The organism is Hymenobacter psychrotolerans DSM 18569, assembly GCF_900142395.1.
In the GTDB taxonomy this organism is placed as follows: Bacteria; Bacteroidota; Bacteroidia; order Cytophagales; family Hymenobacteraceae; genus Hymenobacter; species Hymenobacter psychrotolerans.
The window spans coordinates 360,635-375,785 of sequence record NZ_FRAS01000001.1 but is presented as its reverse complement, the minus strand read 5'-3'; the positions used below and the strand labels follow the sequence as shown (position 1 = coordinate 375,785).

Below are 15,151 nucleotides of genomic sequence, written 5' to 3'. Positions count from 1 at the left end.
GCGGCCGCAATCCGGCGCGGAGCCACGTGGCTGGCGGCGGCAGGGCAGCTACTACCGGGGCTGGGTCTGGCAGAAGCAGGTTATTCGGGTATTCGGCCCGACAAAAAGAGGAATTCGCGCTGCCAAATCTTCTACCTTTGCCGTCTTATCTATTTCAAACCCTGAGAACTGAAATCCTGATGTCCGACCTCCGAAAAACCAGCGTGCAGGAGCTGCTCCGCAGCACCGACCTGGACCGCGAAGTGCTGGTAAAAGGCTGGGTACGCACCCGCCGCGGCAACAAATACGTGCAGTTTATTGCCGTGAATGACGGCTCCGGCTTCAATTCTATTCAGGTAGTGGCCAACGCCGAGCAGTTTCCGGAGGAACAGCTGAAGGCGGATGGCGTGGAGAACGGTGCCGCTATTGCCGTACGCGGCAGGCTGGTGGCCTCGCAGGGCAAAGGCCAGTCGGTAGAGATTCAGGCTGAGGAAATTACGGTGTACGGCTCCGCCGACCCGACCACGTATCCGTTGCAGAAGAAAGGCCACTCGCTGGAGTTTCTGCGCGAAATAGCCCACCTGCGCCCCCGCACCAACACGTTCGGTGCGGTGCTGCGCATCCGGCACGCCATGTCGTTTGCCATCCACAAGTACTTCAACGACCACGGCTACTTCTACATCCACACGCCCATCATCACCGGCTCCGACGCCGAGGGGGCCGGCCAGATGTTCCGCGTTACCACGCTTTCCGACACCAAGCCGCCGCTGAGTGAGGCTGGTGAGGTAGACTATACCGCCGACTTCTTCGGCAAAGCTACCAACCTCACCGTTTCGGGGCAGCTCGAAGGCGAGGTGGCCGCTATGGCGCTGGGCAAGGTCTACACGTTCGGCCCCACGTTCCGGGCCGAAAACTCCAACACGGCCCGCCACCTGGCCGAGTTCTGGATGATTGAGCCGGAAGTGGCCTTCCACGACCTGCAGGACAACATGGACCTGGCCGAGGATTTCCTCCGCAGCCTCGTGCGCTACGCCCTGGAGCACTGCCCCGACGACCTGCAATTCCTCAACGACCAGTACGACAAAGAACTGCTCAGCCGCCTGCAGTTTGTGGTCGACAACGAGTTCAAGCGCCTCACCTATACCGAGGCCGTGGAAATCCTGAAATCGGCGAAGCAGAAGTTCGAGTTTCCTGTGGACTGGGGCACCGATCTGCAGTCGGAGCACGAGCGGTACCTGGTGGAAAAACACTTCAGGAAGCCCGTTATCCTGACCAACTACCCCAAGGATATCAAGGCGTTCTACATGAAGCTGGACGAGGACGGCCGCACCGTGCAGGCCATGGACGTACTGTTCCCCGGCATTGGCGAAATTATCGGCGGCTCCGCACGCGAGGATAGTATGCAGAAGCTCACGCAGCGCATGCAGGAAATGCACGTGCCCGAAGAAGACCTGTGGTGGTACCTCGATACGCGCCGCTACGGCAGCGCCCCGCACGCCGGCTTCGGCCTGGGCTTCGAGCGCCTCATCCTGTTCATCACCGGCATGGCCAATATCCGCGACGTCATCCCCTTCCCCCGCTTCCCTAAGTCGGCGGAGTTTTAAAAACTGAAAGGCTAAGTGTTGAACTTAGCCTTTTTACTTTTTCTCATCATGTATAAAATATCGTCTGAATTCATTGCAAGTACAGCTACTATAGGTGCTTTTATATTGCCTAAAGCGGTAGATGCTAACTGTCCACATTGTAATAGAAAAGTAACACTTACATGTGCATGGAAACAAGAGAGGAAATTATTGCCTGAGTTAATGCATGCAAGCTCTACTTGCCCAGCTTGTCACGAAATGGTGACTTTTATACTTGTTAATATGAATCTTAATGATGTCTATTATGAAGGAGGAGAACTATTTATATATCCAGCATCGCATAGGAGAGAGCCGTTAGACGAAATAGCAGGGGCACTTACTGAAAGATTGGAACGTGCATACACTGCTGCTATCAATATTTACAATTTAGGAGAGTGGAATGGAGCAGTAGTTGCATGTCGTAGAGCTTTAGAAGGGATTACTAAAGATTTGCTTCCTCACGATAAGAGAGATAAAAATCTATTTAAGCAAATAGAAGAGTTGTCTAACCATAGAGATTTTGCTAAACCGATACAAGAGTTAGCCCACTCACTTAGATCAGGAGGAAACTTAGGGGCTCACTTTGATTTGGAGAAAGAAGCTAATAAAGAAATTGCAACGCTGATGTTCGATCTATTAGATTCTATGATAGAATATATCTATGTGCTTCCTGAAAAGATAAAAAGCTTAGAGTCAAAGATTCAATCGTTGAATACAGATAACGGCTAGCAATAATTCCGCAGCTCCTTATCGTCCACGGCCAGCAGGTTATCCAAGCGCAGCTCGAAGCCATCCTGTAGGCGCAGGTATTCTACTTTGTCATGAATGTAGAGGTCCTGGATGATGCCGTGGTAGGTGCTGGGGGGCGTGTCGGGCTCGGTGCAGTAGGTGAGGGTGCAGGGCTGGCCGGTGGTGGCGCGGGCTTCCAGTTCGTCGTAGAAGCTGCAGCTGATGGGTTTGTAGGCAGTAGCCATAAGACAGAGGAATTAGTGAGGGGTAGGTCGTAATAACAACGCTTACATCAGAAAGTGATTATATTCTGCTTTCCCTTCACCCATCACCTTTATCCTCTGTTGTATGCAGAAACTGCTACCCTCCCTGTTTTCCCGGACTGTGCTTGGCTTGGCGGCGTTAGCGCTGGCCACCGGCTTTGCGCAGGCTCAGACTCCGGTAACCGCCACCATTGGTACCGGCACAACTGCCGGCTCTAACAACGCGCTGTTGAGCACCAGCACCACCAGCAACAAATACTCGCGTACCGTGACCATCTACTCTGCTGCCGAGCTACAGGCGGCGGGGGCCCGGGCCGGCTCTATCACCAAGCTGGCCTGGTATAAAGACGGGGCCGGCGAGTATACTTCCAACGATGCGCAGCTGCGCATCTACCTCAGGCGCATCACCGCCGCGGCCCTCTCCGCCAACCCGGTAGTGTGGGACACGGAAGTGGTAGGTGCCACGCAGGTCTACAGCAATACTGCGCTGAGCCTGCCTACCGGCACCGGCTGGAAAGATTTCACCTTTACAGCGCCCTTCGCCTGGAATGGCACCGACAATATTGAGGTGATGGTGGACTGGTTCCGCAACGGCACTCCCTCTGCCGATATTACCTGGCGCTATACGGCGGTTTCGGCTACCGGCGGCACCCACGCTACGCAAGTGAACAATGCCCTGATTCCGACCGTGCGGTGGGCCGCGAACCGGCCAAACGTGCAGTTTCAGGTGGCCATCGTGAATTCTACCTTAGCCCAGGCCCCCGCCGACTGGGTGCAGGTGGCACCTAATCCTTTCGCAGCCAACCTGAAGCTGCTGGTAGGGGCCGGCAGCCAGAATCAGCGCCTGGATGTGGCGCTGACCGACGTGCTGGGCCGCACGCATTACCAGCAACAGACTACTCCCGGCGCAGAGCGTGCCTTGCAGCTGCCGGCCAGTCTGGCGGCGGGCGTCTATTTCCTCACCGTCCGCAACGACAAGTGGCAGAAAACCCTGCGGGTGGTGCGCGAGTAGTGGTGCGGAATAAGCCAGACAAGAATGTCTTACAAACAGCTTAGCTGATTTTTCAAGTAAAAACGCCGGCTCATATGAGCCGGCGTTTTTACTTGAAAAGAAGTACACAGAAGTACAACACTTAGTGTTTGCCTTTGCCATAGCCTTTGCCATTTCCCGGGCCGCCATATACCTTCTTGGCTTGGCCGGGTGGCAGACCTTTGCCGTTTTCCAGACGCTTAACCTGGCCGGGCGGCAGGCTGGCCGGGTACATGGTTCGGTGGCGGCCCACTAGTGTCCAAGGCTGATTGCCTTTGTAGTCGATAGCCACCGGATGGAAAGAGGATGGCGTGTAGCCGCTGATGGAGCTTAGCCGCTGCCACTTGCCGTTGCGCTCCACAATGTAGCGCTGGTCGCGCAGGTCGTAGTAGCCGCCATACTCGGGCACGTAGTAGTATTGGGTGCCGGCTGGCACGGCCGGGCCCCAACTGGGCGGCGTGATATTGATGTTGACCTGGGCCTGCGCCGACTGCGTCAGCGCGGTGAGCGAAAGAGCCAGCAGGCCTGAGAGGGTAAGTTTGGGCAGAAGTTGCATGACGAAGAAATGAGGTGAACGGGTAGCAACATGAGCAGCAGGGCAAGAACAACGCCAGATGCTAGGGAGTCCGGCGTGGCCGGAATGCCGTCCTTAACGTGGGTTGTGCCTGTTATGTTAGTTGCTGCCCGGCGGGCAAGAAGAAGGGCTTTCCGCAAGGCGTGGAAAGCCCTTTTGTGTATCTATAGCCTACATCACCCGGCCTCGGCCCCGGTTGTTGGGGGCCGGCTGCCCACTCTGATTTGACGAGTTGCCTGGGCTTTGCTGCCCTCGTGGAGTATTAAGCAGGTTCTGCTCATTGCGGCCGTTGCTGCGCGTACCCGGGCCATTGCCGTAGCTATTCTGGTTGTTGCGGTAGTCGTTGCGGCCACCATAGTTCGGAGTGCTGCGGGTGTCGTGGTAGTCGTTGCGCACGTAGCCGCCTTGGTTGTGGGGCCGGTTGCCGTAATAAGCCGGACCATAGCTGCCGTAAGGAGCGGCGCTGTAGCCCCGGCCGGGCCAGTTGGCGCCATAGTAGCGGCCCGGCAACACACCCCAGCGCCCACAATAGGCTTGGTGGTCGCGCAGGTAGCCCCAGGGCTGGCGGCCCACGTACTCAATAACCACGGGATGGAAGAAGCGCGGGTCGTAGCCGGCATACGCCCGCGGGAGCACCGGCGAACTAACCCAGGCACCAAAGCCCGGATCATAAAACAGATACGACTGCGCATACAGGTCGTAGTAGCCGTCAATTTCCGGAATGTAGTAGTACTGCACCTGTGGGGACACGACCGGCCCCCAGTACGGAGCATTCACCCAGACCTGCGCCTGGGCCTGCGCGCGGCTGCCATATAGCATCAGGCCCAACGCCAGCGCCACCCCCGATTTGAGCAAAGTTTTCATGGAAGTAAAGCAGATAAAGAAATCCGGCAGCACCATTGCAAAACCTGCACCACAAATCGAGTGAGCAGTAAAGCCACGTGCCTATGGCCAGAAAGAACTTTCGCTTCCGGCGGGACAAATCGGGCCAAGGCGGTGTTACAGACCACCTGCCTCGCTGCGGCCGGGTGGCACTCCCAGGCCAGGCGGGCTAACCCTGCTGGCAAATAAACTATTGGGGGTAGCTGTCCGGGCGCGTTTTGCGTACTTTTGCAGACTTATTCGCTTCGCTGCTGCATGGCCAAAAAATCAACTGCTGCTCCTGTTACCGCTTCTTCTACTGCCCCCAAAGCCGAGGCAGCACCTGCGAAGGCTCGTTCGCCCAGAAAGCCAAAATCCGCCGAGGCTCCGGCGGCCAAAGCCTCTAAGCCCGCCCAGCCGACGGCGGCTGCCGTAGCCGATGGCCCTACTCACCACAGCACCGCCGCTGTGCAGGCAGTGCCGCGGGCCGGTGAGATAAGCGAGGCTGTGCTGGAAAGCCAGGCGCGCATCAGCGGGCAGCTGCTGGGCCCGGCTGATCTGGAGGCACCCTACATTGAGGTGTACGGGGCCCGGGAGCACAACCTGAAGAACGTATCGGTGCAGATTCCGCGCGGGCGGCTGGTGGTGTTCACCGGTATTTCGGGCTCGGGCAAGTCGTCGTTGGCATTCGACACAATTTATGCCGAGGGCCAGCGCCGCTACATGGAAACGTTTTCGGCCTATGCCCGCAGCTTTATGGGCGGGCTGGAGCGGCCCGACGTGGACAAGATTGAGGGCCTGTCGCCGGTTATCAGCATCGAGCAGAAAACCACCTCGCGCAACCCCCGCTCCACGGTCGGCACCATCACCGAGATATACGACTTCCTGCGCCTGCTCTATGCCCGCACCGCCGAGGCCTTCAGCTACGCCACCGGCAAAAAGATGATCCGGCAGTCCGACGACCAGATTATCAACTACATTCTCAAGCAGTACGACGCCAAAAAGCTGGTGGTGCTGGCCCCGGTCGTGAAAGGCCGCAAAGGGCACTACCGGGAGCTTTTCCAGCAGATTGCCAAGCTGGGCTTCACCAAGGTGCGCGTAGATGGCGAGCTGCTCGACATCACGCCCAAGATGCAGGTGGACCGCTACAAAATCCACGACATCGAAATTGTCATCGACCGGCTCGTGGTGAAGGAGGAGGACCGGTTCCGCCTCTCGGGCTCGGTGCAGAATGCCCTCACGCAGGGCAAAGGCACCATGCTCGTGCTCGACCCCGACAAGAAGACCGACAACACGCAGTTCTTCTCGCGCTTCCTCATGGACCCCGTGACGGGCATTGCCTACGACGACCCGGCCCCGAACACGTTCAGCTTCAACTCGCCTTACGGTGCCTGCCCCACCTGCAATGGCCTGGGCGAGGTGCAGGAAATAACCGAGGAAACGGTGATGCCCGATAAGAAGCTGAGCATCAGCCGGGGCGGTATCGCGCCGCTGGGCGAGTACCGCGACATCTGGATTTTCCAGCAGCTCAGCCTCATCGTCAAGAAAAACAAGGCCAGCCTGAGCACGCCGCTGGAAAAGCTGCCCGCCGAGCTGATCGAGCGCCTGCTGTTTGGCGTGCCCGAAGACGAGGACACTGACTCTAAAAAGGCCAGCTACGCGGAGCCGTTCGAGGGCATCATTCCGTTTTTGCGCCGTCAGATGGAGTCCGAGTCCGACAACATTCGGGAGTGGATTCAGCAGTATACGCAGGCCAAGGAGTGCCCCGAATGCCAGGGCTACCGGCTCAAAAAGGAGTCGTTGCACTTCAAGCTCGCCGACCGGCACATCGGGGAGCTGTCGGTGATGGATTTGAACGACCTGGCCGATTGGTTTGAAGGGCTGGAAGACCGGCTCTCCGAGCGCCAGAACCTGATTGCGCGCGAGCTGCTCAAGGAAATCCGCAAGCGCATCGGCTTTTTGCTGGAAGTGGGCCTCGACTACCTGAACCTGCACCGCTCCGTCCGGACGCTTTCGGGCGGCGAAAGCCAGCGCATCCGCCTGGCCACCCAGATTGGTACGCAGCTGGTAGGTGTGCTCTACATCATGGACGAGCCCAGCATCGGGCTGCACCAGCGCGACAACGAGCGGCTGATTAAGGCGTTGCAGCACCTGCGCGACCTGGGCAACTCGGTGATTGTGGTGGAGCACGACAAGGACATGATCATGCACGCCGACCACGTGCTGGACATTGGCCCCGGTGCCGGCATCCACGGCGGCCAGATTGTAGCGGAAGGCACCCCGACCGAAATATTCTCGTCGGGCTCCCTGACCTCGCAGTACCTGAGCGGGCAGAAGCACATTGAGCTGCGCAAGAAAAAGCGCGCCGGCGAAGGCAACGACCTGATACTGAAAGGCGCGAAAGGCCACAACCTGAAGAACGTCACGGCCAAATTCCCGCTGGGCAAGCTCATTGCCGTTACGGGCGTGTCGGGTTCGGGCAAGTCCTCGCTCATTCACGACACGCTCTACCCGATTCTGAATCAACACTTCTTCAACGCCAAGCGCGAGCCGCTGGCCTACGACAAGATTGAAGGGCTGGAGTTCATCGACAAGGTGATTGAGGTAGACCAGTCGCCGATTGGACGCACGCCGCGCTCCAACCCGGCCACCTATACGGGCGTGTTCACCGAAATCCGGCAGCTGTTTTCGTCGTTGCCGGAAGCCAAAATCCGGGGCTACGGGCCGGGCCGCTTCTCGTTCAACGTGAAAGGCGGGCGCTGCGAAACCTGCGAGGGCGCCGGCATGCGCACCATCGAAATGAACTTCCTGCCCGACGTGCACGTGCCCTGCGAAACCTGCAAAGGCCGCCGCTACAACCGCGAAACGCTGGAAGTGCGCTTCAAAGGCAAGTCCATCACCGACGTGCTCGACATGACCGTGGAAAAGGCCGTGGAGTTCTTCGAGTTCCAGCCCCGCATCCTGCGCAAGATTCAGACCCTGAACGAAGTAGGCCTGGGCTACCTCACCCTGGGCCAGCAGGCCACCACGCTTTCGGGCGGCGAAGCCCAGCGCGTGAAGCTGGCCACCGAGCTCAGCAAAAAGGACACCGGCAAAACGTTCTATATTCTAGACGAGCCCACCACCGGCCTGCATTTCGAGGACATCAACCACCTGGCCGTGGTGCTGCACAAGCTCGCCGACAAGGGCAATACCGTCCTTATCATCGAGCACAACCTGGACCTCATCAAAGTAGCCGACCATCTGATTGATATCGGGCCGGAAGGCGGCGCAGGCGGTGGTACCATAGTAGCGCAGGGCATGCCGGAGCAGGTAGCCAAGTCGGGGAAAGGCCACACCAGCCGTTTCCTGGCCGAGGAGTTGAAGGTCAGCAAGTACGCGGAAGAGAAGCCTGCCAGGTCAGACGCGGCCTAGCTAAGTACCGTTTTCCGGATAGCTAAGAGCTTCCTTTCGGAGCCAGCCCTACTACGGGTTGGCTTCGAAAGGAAGCTTTTCTATTTTGCGGCTTTCCCTTCACTCTTTCCGCATGAAACTACTGCTATTCCCTCTGCTCCTGGCAGCAGCCATTGCCACCGCGCCACCCAAGGCCGCCCCGCCGAAACCCACGCACTGGACCGGCACGTTCAGCAACGGGATGAAAGGAGCCACGATTAGCTTCGACGTGTCGGCGGATGGCAAAAAGCTTTCCGAGTTGACGTTTAAGGGCTACTGGCGCTGCGCCGGCAAGCTGGAGCTCACCACGGCCGGACCTACGCACAGCTTCCCCATTACGGCCGGAAAGGTGAGTGGCGTGGTACTGGACCCGCCGGGTGGCGGTGCTACGGCGTGGCGCTTCGAACTGGACGGACTGGTGGGAGAGAAGTCGGCGAAGGGCACGTTCCGCATGAACATCAATGCGCTAAGCTGCGACACGTATAAGCTGGAGTGGACTGCAGCGCCGGCCAAGTAGGAATACAGCAGGAACCTACATGGTCGTTAGCATGCTCAGTCAAACCAAAACAAGCCCGCTCCGCGGTGCGGAACGGGCTTGCCGGAATAGGGCCTGGCTGAAAATTACATCGAGCCGGAGTGTTGCTTGAACATGCTCAGGTGGCTTTCAACCACGGGCAGGGTTTTCGAGATGAAGCCCTGCAGGTCGGCATCCTGAGTCATTGCCTTATGAGCGGCCATGGTGTTAGCCGTTTTCTGGTGGTCCAGCGTCATCTGCTCCATGTAGCGCTTCTCCAGGTCCGCGCCCGACAGCTTCTGCATCTCGGCCGCAATGGCTTTGTGCTCGGCGTCCATGTCGGTGGGCAGCGTTACGTTCTTCTTCTGAGCAATGGGCTTGAGCTCCGCCGTCGACTTGGTGTGGTCGGTAATCATCTGGTTGGCGTGCTCTTTAGCCATGCCCGTCACGCCCTTGTCGAGAGCCAGCTTGCTGAGCTGGATTTCGTTCTGGTCGCTATGGGCGGCCGATTTCATAAACTCGGGGTCGTCTTTGTGCGGAGCAGTCGGGCCGTTGGGGTCAGCCATGGCGGCGCCACCGGCGGCGTTCATTGCAGTGTCGCCGTTCATCGAAGGCTCTGAGGCAACGCCCATCGTATCGGCACCTGCCACCGACTCGCCATTTACCATTTCATCGGCCTTGCGCTCATTAGAGCAGGCAGTAGTGAGGAGCAGGGTGGCGGCAGCAAGGCTTAAAAAAATGCGTTTCATGTGAGAGGTTGTGGGAGTGGAACAATACCAGCGCCGCCCGGCCAAAGCAAAGCTCCGGCTACTAAGAGAGGCGGCGTTGCCAGATTGAACGAGTTGGCTGACAGAAGGTTGCTAGTGTTCAGCTAGGCGGATGGCCGCTAAGCGCAACGCCCGGCCCCGGCATAGAACCGAAACCGGGCGTTGCATCAGGCCAAGCTGCAGGGCTACGGTTGTGTCGTCACCGAGTCGGTGGTGGCGGCGTTGGCATCGGCCGTGACGGTAGGGCCCGCATCGTTGTCGATAACGGTGGCATCTGCCTGTACGCCTCCTTCGGCGGCGGCGGAATCTATATCAGTAACCACGGTTCCGGCCGTGCCATCGGTGCGTTGTTCGGCGTTGCCGCAGCTGCCTAGGGTTAGTACAGCTGCCAGGGCTACAAGAGAGAAAAAGCGCGTTTTCATAAACGAAAGGTGTTTGGTGGTAAGAAATGCGGGAACGTTACTATTTAGGGAGCTTGTCGGCGAGGTTGTCAGCGGCTTCCAGATGTGCCTTAAGCGGGGCGAGGTAATTAGCCGCAAACGCCCGGATGTCACCGTCGTAGGCGTCGTCGCTCATGTCTTCAAACTCATCGACACTGGTTGTGTGGCTGTCTTCGAGAAGCTCCGCATACTTGCGGTCAAATGCCGGCCCGGTCAGGGCCCCTAGTTGCCCGAGGTGCTTGGCTTGTTCGGCCCCTAGGCCGGTTGGCAGCACAATGCTTTTCTGCCCAGCCAGCTGCTGCAGGGCCTTTTGCATGGTCGCATGCTCCCCGATAATCATCTGCGCCAGGTATTTCACATCGGGCGAGGAGGCCTTGCGCAGGGCCATCTGGCTCATTTCCGTGTCCAGCATGCTGTAGCTGGCGGCATTCACCAGAAAGCCGGCGTCGCGCTCCTGCTTGCTCGTCACGTCCTCATTGCCGATGCGCTTTTCGTTCTGAAACCGGGCCTCCGCCACCGGGTCTTTGTTGGTGCCGGAGCCGCAGGCGGCCAGCAGCGCCAAAAGCGGCGGCAGGGCAAATGAGGCAGAAAAGCGCATACATTCAGAGGTTTGGCGTGGCACGGAAACAGCTAGGCTATACGGCCGGCCCGGCTGCTGGTTCCGAATCGGGCGCAAGTAGCTCAACAGCAAAGAGCCACCCCTCCCCAGGGTGGCCCTTTGTGGCAGGCTGGCCTATGCGCAGTAAGCCTGGGTAGAACTACCGTAGGGGCGCCGTCGTGAGTAGGCTGTAGCCCAGTAGCTTGTCTTTGCGGTAGGTTTCGGAGCGCACAGCCCCCACGCCGGGCGCGTACCATTCTACCGTGCGCATCGAGAACGGAATAGCCAGATTGCCGATACCGGTCTTCATCAGCACATCCTGCGAAATTTTGGTGCAGGCAAAGCTACCTGCCTCCGTTTTGATGGTTTCTGTGCCCTCCACACGGCGGTTGCTGATGCTGATAGTAGTGGTGGAAATGGCCGTGCCGCTTTTCTTGTCGCGCATAGCTACCGTCATGGTACCGTTTTTCAGGGTGGAGCCGGGCTTCAGCTGGGCGGGCAGTTCCAGAAAGTCGCCGCTTACCTGCACATCCATATCCGCCTGCGGATTCTGGCCGGGTGCCTGCGGGTTCATTATAGCGCGCATATCGAGGCGTACGAGGCCGGCCTGGCATTCCACGGTATAGTCGTTGGAGGCACTGGGCTTGCCCTTCTTATCGAATACCTGCTGATGAATGAGGGCCGTGGTTTTGCCGCCAGCGGTGTTGGCTTCCCGCACTTCCTGCACCACCCGCCCGCTGGGCTGGTCGCGGCTGTCGAAGGTGGTTAGCTCGTATGTCCCGCCTTTGCGCAGGTCGTAGTACAGGCCACAGTCCTGGGCCAGACTCATGGGGCCCGTTAGCAGCGCCAGAGACAATAGAAGCAGCGTTTTCATAGGCCAGACCATAGACAACCAGAAGATACGCGAAGGTACTGTTCTGCTAGGTCGGGTGCTATAGCATGATAATGTGAGGGTTAGCTGCCGTTCTCCTCTGCCGTTCTCAGAAGCACCTCGGCCAGCAGCATATCTTCGGGCGTCGTGATTTTCAGGTTGCGGTAGTCGCCTTCCACAATATAAATCGGGTGCAGGTCTTCCACCACGCTGGCATCGTCGGTGAAGGTGTTCAGCTCCGGTAGCTGGTAAGCGCGGCGCAGCAGATGCAGCTCGAAGCACTGCGGCGTCTGGACCAGGCGCAGGCGGCTGCGGTTGAGGGCGTAGGAACCCTGCTGGCTGAGGTTGCGCACGGAGTCTTTGGGCACTACGGCGGCCACGGCCGCGCCGTGGTTATAGGCGGCGGCAAATGTGGCTTCTATCACGCGGGCTGGTGTCAGCGGCCGCACGCCGTCGTGCACGGCCACAGTTCCTTCGGTTTCCTGCCCCAGTTGTGCCAGCCCCTGCCGCACGGAAGCCCAGCGAGTAGCGCCGCCAGTGGCCAGCTCATGGGGTGGCACCGGGGCATGCTGCGCGCACAACTCCTGCCACGTAGCCAGCTGGTCTGCCGGGAGCACCACTATCAGCCGCCGAACGCCCAGCTCCGTAGCCGCAAAGCGGCGGAGCGTGTGCAGCAGCACCGGCTCACCGAGCAGCGGCAGAAACTGCTTGGGACGGTCGGCGCCCATGCGCGTGCCGCTGCCGCCAGCTACAATAATGGCAAAACGAGGCTGAGAAGAGGGAGGAGCAAGGGCCACGGGCAGCAGGATAAGAAGGAGGAAAGCAGGTTCGGCCGTAAAAGTAAACGCCCGGCCACTGAAAGCGGCCGGGCGTTTAAGCAAAGCGCAGCCGGCGGAAAGCCGGCCGCTTCAAAGCAGGTATCAGACTACAGAATCAGCATGGCGTCGCCGTAGCTGAAGAACTTGTATTTCTCTTTGATAGCCGTCTGGTACGCCTCAATCAGGAACTCGTGCCCGGCGAAGGCCGAAGCCATCATCATGAGCGTGCTTTCCGGCGTATGGAAGTTCGTTATCAGCGAGTTGGCAATCTTGAAATCGTACGGCGGGAAGATGAACCGGTCTGTCCAGCCTTCGTTGGCCTTCAGGCGCGAGTTGGCCGACACCGACGATTCCATAGCGCGCATTGAGGTAGTGCCTACTGCGCACACCCGCTTTTTGGCGTCGAGGGCACGGTTCACTATCACCGCCGACGAGCCGGGCACGATGAAGTTCTCGGAGTCCATCTTGTGCTTGGTCAGGTCCTCCACGTCTACCGTACGGAACGTGCCCAGGCCCACGTGCAGCGTTACCGGTGCAATTTCTACGCCCTTGATTTCCAGGCGCTTCATCACCTCTCGGGTAAAGTGCAGGCCCGCCGAAGGAGCCGCTACAGCGCCCGTGTTCTTGGCATAGATAGTCTGGTACCGCTCTTTGTCGGCCGGCTCCGCGTCGCGCGTGATGGACTCGCGGGGCAGGGGCGTTTCGCCCAGGTTGTGCAGCGCCTTGTAGAACTCCTCATCGGAGCCATCAAACAGGAACTTGATAGTACGGCCGCGGGAGGTCGTGTTGTCGATAACTTCCGCTACCACAATGCCTTCGTCGTCGAAGTAAAGCTTATTGCCTACCCGGATTTTGCGGGCCGGGTCTACCAGCACGTCCCAGAGGTGAATTTCCTTGTTCAGCTCGCGCAGCAGAAACACTTCAATCTTGGCGCCGGTTTTTTCCTTGTTGCCGTAGAGGCGGGCCGGAAATACCTTCGTGTCGTTCACAACAAACACGTCACCTTCACCGAAATACTCGATGATATCCTTGAAGACGCGGTGTTCAATCTTGCCGCTGTCGCGGTGTAGCACCATCAGGCGGGACTCGTCGCGGTTCTTGGCGGGGTGCTGGGCGAGAAGTGCTTCAGGCAGTTCAAACTTAAACTCGGAGAGCTTCATAGGGTCAGGAAAGGCAATAGCTGGGCAAGCTAAGAAAAATTTGGGTCGGCGAAAGTACGTAACTCCGGCGGATTTATCAGTACTTTTCGCCTCAAAATCAAAGAGTGAATACGCGAATGCCGTGCTTGTGGCTGCCCGCCCGTCGGCTTTTTCTGCTTCGCTCTTTCACTGCTCCGCTCCTTGATGAAAACCATACGCCTGACCCTGGAAAGCTTCCGATTTGCGTGGCAAGCTCTCAAAGCCAACCTGTTGCGCACAATTCTGTCGCTGCTGGGCGTCACGGTAGGTATCTTCGCCATCATTGCGGTACTGACAGTGGTGGACTCGCTGGAAGCCAACGTACGACAAAGTATGAGCTTCGTTGGCGACAAGGTCATCTACGTCATGAAGATGCCCTGGACCTTCGACCAGCCCGACTACCCGTGGTGGCGCTACTTCCAGCGGCCCGCGCCCACCGTGCGCGAGTTCCGGGAGCTGCAGCGCATGCTCAGCGACAACCAGAAAGGGGTGGCCGTGTACGCCGCTACCGGCGGCAATACGCTACGAGCCGGCTCCAACAGCCTGGAAGGCTGCGCCCTGATGGGCGTGTCGTTTGAGTACCGCAACGTGTCGGAGCTGCCTATTGAGGAAGGGCGCTACTTCACGCAGCAGGAAATGGATGCGGCCCGCAACGTGGCCGTAGTAGGGGCGGATATTGCCACCAGCCTGTACCCGAACGGTTCGGCGCTGGGCAAGGAGTTTAAGGCCAAGGGCACCACGTTCACCATCATTGGGGTGGTGAAGAAGGAAGGCAAGAAGATTCTGGACACGCCCAGCAACGACACCAACTGCGTTATTCCGTTCGGGGCCTTCACCAAGATATTCGCCCTGAGTACCAACGGCCTGACCGGCGTGACGCCCACCATTGCCGTGAAAGGCCGCGACGAAGACGTAGGCCTGCTCGACCTGGAGTATGAAATGAAGGGCCTGCTGCGCAACATCCGTAGCCTCAAGCCCCGCGAAGAAGACAACTTTGCCCTCAATCGCCCCGAAATGCTGACCAACATGGTGGGTAAGCTCTTTTCCGTTATCGGGCTGGCGGGCTGGGTGATTGGCGGCTTTGCCATGGTGGTGGGTGGCTTCGGCATTGCCAACATCATGTTCGTGTCGGTGAAGGAGCGCACCAACATCATCGGCATCCAGAAGTCGTTGGGTGCCAAAAACTACTTTATCCTGTTTCAGTTTCTGTTTGAGGCCGTGTTCCTGTGTCTGCTGGGCGGCGCGGCCGGTATTTTCCTGGTCTGGCTGATTACGCTCATACCCCAGGATGCCATGCCTCTCACGCTGTCGGCCTGGAATATTACGCTGGGCCTCACCGTGTCGGTGGTGATTGGGGTGCTGGCCGGCATCATTCCGGCTGTGCTGGCCGCCAACCTCGACCCCGTAATTGCCATTCGAAGCAAGTAAGACAGCCGAACCAATGGCTGGTGCGCTCTACAGATAGATATTTCACT

The 15,151-nt window shown here is 58.6% G+C and carries 15 protein-coding genes; 6 read left to right on the top strand and 9 right to left on the bottom strand.

Annotation, left to right across the window (positions count from 1 at the left end; translation table 11 throughout):
* Positions 1-179: 179 nt before the first annotated feature.
* Both asnS and BUE15_RS01540 read left to right on the top strand, forming a co-directional pair.
* Positions 180-1,583, top strand: coding sequence for an asparagine--tRNA ligase (asnS, locus tag BUE15_RS01545; protein WP_073280924.1), 1,404 nt, complete (start codon positions 180-182; stop codon positions 1,581-1,583).
* Between the two features lie 48 nt (positions 1,584-1,631).
* The gene (locus BUE15_RS01540) at positions 1,632-2,330 is read left to right on the top strand and encodes a DUF4145 domain-containing protein (RefSeq protein ID WP_084548749.1); all 699 of its coding nucleotides are present in this window, start codon (positions 1,632-1,634) and stop codon (positions 2,328-2,330) included.
* Here BUE15_RS01540 and BUE15_RS01535 read toward each other — a convergent pair.
* Positions 2,327-2,575: a hypothetical protein gene (locus tag BUE15_RS01535; RefSeq protein ID WP_073280922.1), complete on the bottom strand. Its 249-nt coding sequence runs from the start codon at positions 2,573-2,575 to the stop codon at positions 2,327-2,329. The two genes, BUE15_RS01540 and BUE15_RS01535, sit on opposite strands and share 4 nt — an antisense overlap.
* 103 nt (positions 2,576-2,678) lie before the next feature.
* Between BUE15_RS01535 and BUE15_RS01530 the strand changes: the two genes are divergently transcribed.
* A complete protein-coding gene (locus BUE15_RS01530) occupies positions 2,679-3,605 on the top strand; it encodes a T9SS type A sorting domain-containing protein (protein WP_073280921.1) in 927 nt (308 codons plus the stop codon).
* 121 nt (positions 3,606-3,726) lie between these two features.
* On the opposite strand, the gene BUE15_RS01525 is transcribed toward BUE15_RS01530, so the two are convergent.
* Complete coding sequence (locus BUE15_RS01525; protein WP_073280920.1) at positions 3,727-4,179, bottom strand: hypothetical protein; 453 nt, start codon at positions 4,177-4,179, stop codon at positions 3,727-3,729.
* A gap of 189 nt (positions 4,180-4,368) precedes the next feature.
* The gene (locus BUE15_RS01520; protein ID WP_139252071.1) at positions 4,369-5,061 is read right to left on the bottom strand and encodes a hypothetical protein; all 693 of its coding nucleotides are present in this window, start codon (positions 5,059-5,061) and stop codon (positions 4,369-4,371) included.
* Between the two features lie 273 nt (positions 5,062-5,334).
* Here BUE15_RS01520 and uvrA point away from each other — a divergent pair, with 273 nt between their 5' ends.
* Together uvrA and BUE15_RS01510 are read left to right on the top strand one after the other, a co-directional pair.
* A complete protein-coding gene (gene uvrA / locus BUE15_RS01515; RefSeq protein ID WP_244535849.1) occupies positions 5,335-8,472 on the top strand; it encodes an excinuclease ABC subunit UvrA in 3,138 nt (1,045 codons plus the stop codon).
* A gap of 112 nt (positions 8,473-8,584) precedes the next feature.
* Entirely contained in the window at positions 8,585-9,007 is a 423-nt protein-coding gene (locus tag BUE15_RS01510; RefSeq protein WP_073280918.1) for a hypothetical protein, read from the top strand.
* Positions 9,008-9,111: 104 nt separating this feature from the next.
* Here BUE15_RS01510 and BUE15_RS01505 read toward each other — a convergent pair whose 3' ends face one another.
* The 6 genes from BUE15_RS01505 to queA form a co-directional block, all read right to left on the bottom strand.
* Positions 9,112-9,753 (bottom strand): DUF4142 domain-containing protein, encoded by a 642-nt coding sequence (locus BUE15_RS01505; RefSeq protein ID WP_073280917.1) that lies wholly within the window; start codon positions 9,751-9,753, stop codon positions 9,112-9,114.
* A 203-nt stretch (positions 9,754-9,956) separates the two neighbouring features.
* Positions 9,957-10,193 (bottom strand): hypothetical protein, encoded by a 237-nt coding sequence (locus BUE15_RS01500; protein ID WP_073280916.1) that lies wholly within the window; start codon positions 10,191-10,193, stop codon positions 9,957-9,959.
* A 40-nt stretch (positions 10,194-10,233) separates the two neighbouring features.
* Positions 10,234-10,809, bottom strand: coding sequence for a DUF4142 domain-containing protein (locus BUE15_RS01495; RefSeq protein WP_073280915.1), 576 nt, complete (start codon positions 10,807-10,809; stop codon positions 10,234-10,236).
* A 160-nt stretch (positions 10,810-10,969) separates the two neighbouring features.
* Entirely contained in the window at positions 10,970-11,683 is a 714-nt protein-coding gene (locus tag BUE15_RS01490; protein ID WP_073280914.1) for a TapB family protein, read from the bottom strand.
* A gap of 80 nt (positions 11,684-11,763) precedes the next feature.
* A complete protein-coding gene (locus tag BUE15_RS01485) occupies positions 11,764-12,477 on the bottom strand; it encodes a 2-C-methyl-D-erythritol 4-phosphate cytidylyltransferase (RefSeq protein WP_244535848.1) in 714 nt (237 codons plus the stop codon).
* A 128-nt stretch (positions 12,478-12,605) separates the two neighbouring features.
* Entirely contained in the window at positions 12,606-13,658 is a 1,053-nt protein-coding gene (gene queA, locus BUE15_RS01480) for a tRNA preQ1(34) S-adenosylmethionine ribosyltransferase-isomerase QueA (protein ID WP_073280913.1), read from the bottom strand.
* Positions 13,659-13,841: 183 nt separating this feature from the next.
* On the opposite strand from queA, the gene BUE15_RS01475 reads away from it, so the two are divergent.
* Positions 13,842-15,104, top strand: coding sequence for an ABC transporter permease (locus BUE15_RS01475; protein WP_073280912.1), 1,263 nt, complete (start codon positions 13,842-13,844; stop codon positions 15,102-15,104).
* Positions 15,105-15,151 lie beyond the last annotated feature (47 nt).

Coding starts and splice junctions, on each gene's coding strand:
- BUE15_RS01540 (WP_084548749.1), top strand. CDS start 1,632: ATGTATAAAATATCGTCTGAATTCATTGCAAGTACAGCTACTATAGGT.
- BUE15_RS01475 (WP_073280912.1), top strand. CDS start 13,842: ATGAAAACCATACGCCTGACCCTGGAAAGCTTCCGATTTGCGTGGCAA.
- BUE15_RS01510 (WP_073280918.1), top strand. CDS start 8,585: ATGAAACTACTGCTATTCCCTCTGCTCCTGGCAGCAGCCATTGCCACC.
- BUE15_RS01490 (WP_073280914.1), bottom strand. CDS start 11,683: ATGAAAACGCTGCTTCTATTGTCTCTGGCGCTGCTAACGGGCCCCATG.
- uvrA (WP_244535849.1), top strand. CDS start 5,335: ATGGCCAAAAAATCAACTGCTGCTCCTGTTACCGCTTCTTCTACTGCC.
- BUE15_RS01530 (WP_073280921.1), top strand. CDS start 2,679: ATGCAGAAACTGCTACCCTCCCTGTTTTCCCGGACTGTGCTTGGCTTG.
- asnS (WP_073280924.1), top strand. CDS start 180: ATGTCCGACCTCCGAAAAACCAGCGTGCAGGAGCTGCTCCGCAGCACC.
- BUE15_RS01520 (WP_139252071.1), bottom strand. CDS start 5,061: ATGAAAACTTTGCTCAAATCGGGGGTGGCGCTGGCGTTGGGCCTGATG.
- BUE15_RS01525 (WP_073280920.1), bottom strand. CDS start 4,179: ATGCAACTTCTGCCCAAACTTACCCTCTCAGGCCTGCTGGCTCTTTCG.
- queA (WP_073280913.1), bottom strand. CDS start 13,658: ATGAAGCTCTCCGAGTTTAAGTTTGAACTGCCTGAAGCACTTCTCGCC.
- BUE15_RS01500 (WP_073280916.1), bottom strand. CDS start 10,193: ATGAAAACGCGCTTTTTCTCTCTTGTAGCCCTGGCAGCTGTACTAACC.
- BUE15_RS01535 (WP_073280922.1), bottom strand. CDS start 2,575: ATGGCTACTGCCTACAAACCCATCAGCTGCAGCTTCTACGACGAACTG.
- BUE15_RS01505 (WP_073280917.1), bottom strand. CDS start 9,753: ATGAAACGCATTTTTTTAAGCCTTGCTGCCGCCACCCTGCTCCTCACT.
- BUE15_RS01495 (WP_073280915.1), bottom strand. CDS start 10,809: ATGCGCTTTTCTGCCTCATTTGCCCTGCCGCCGCTTTTGGCGCTGCTG.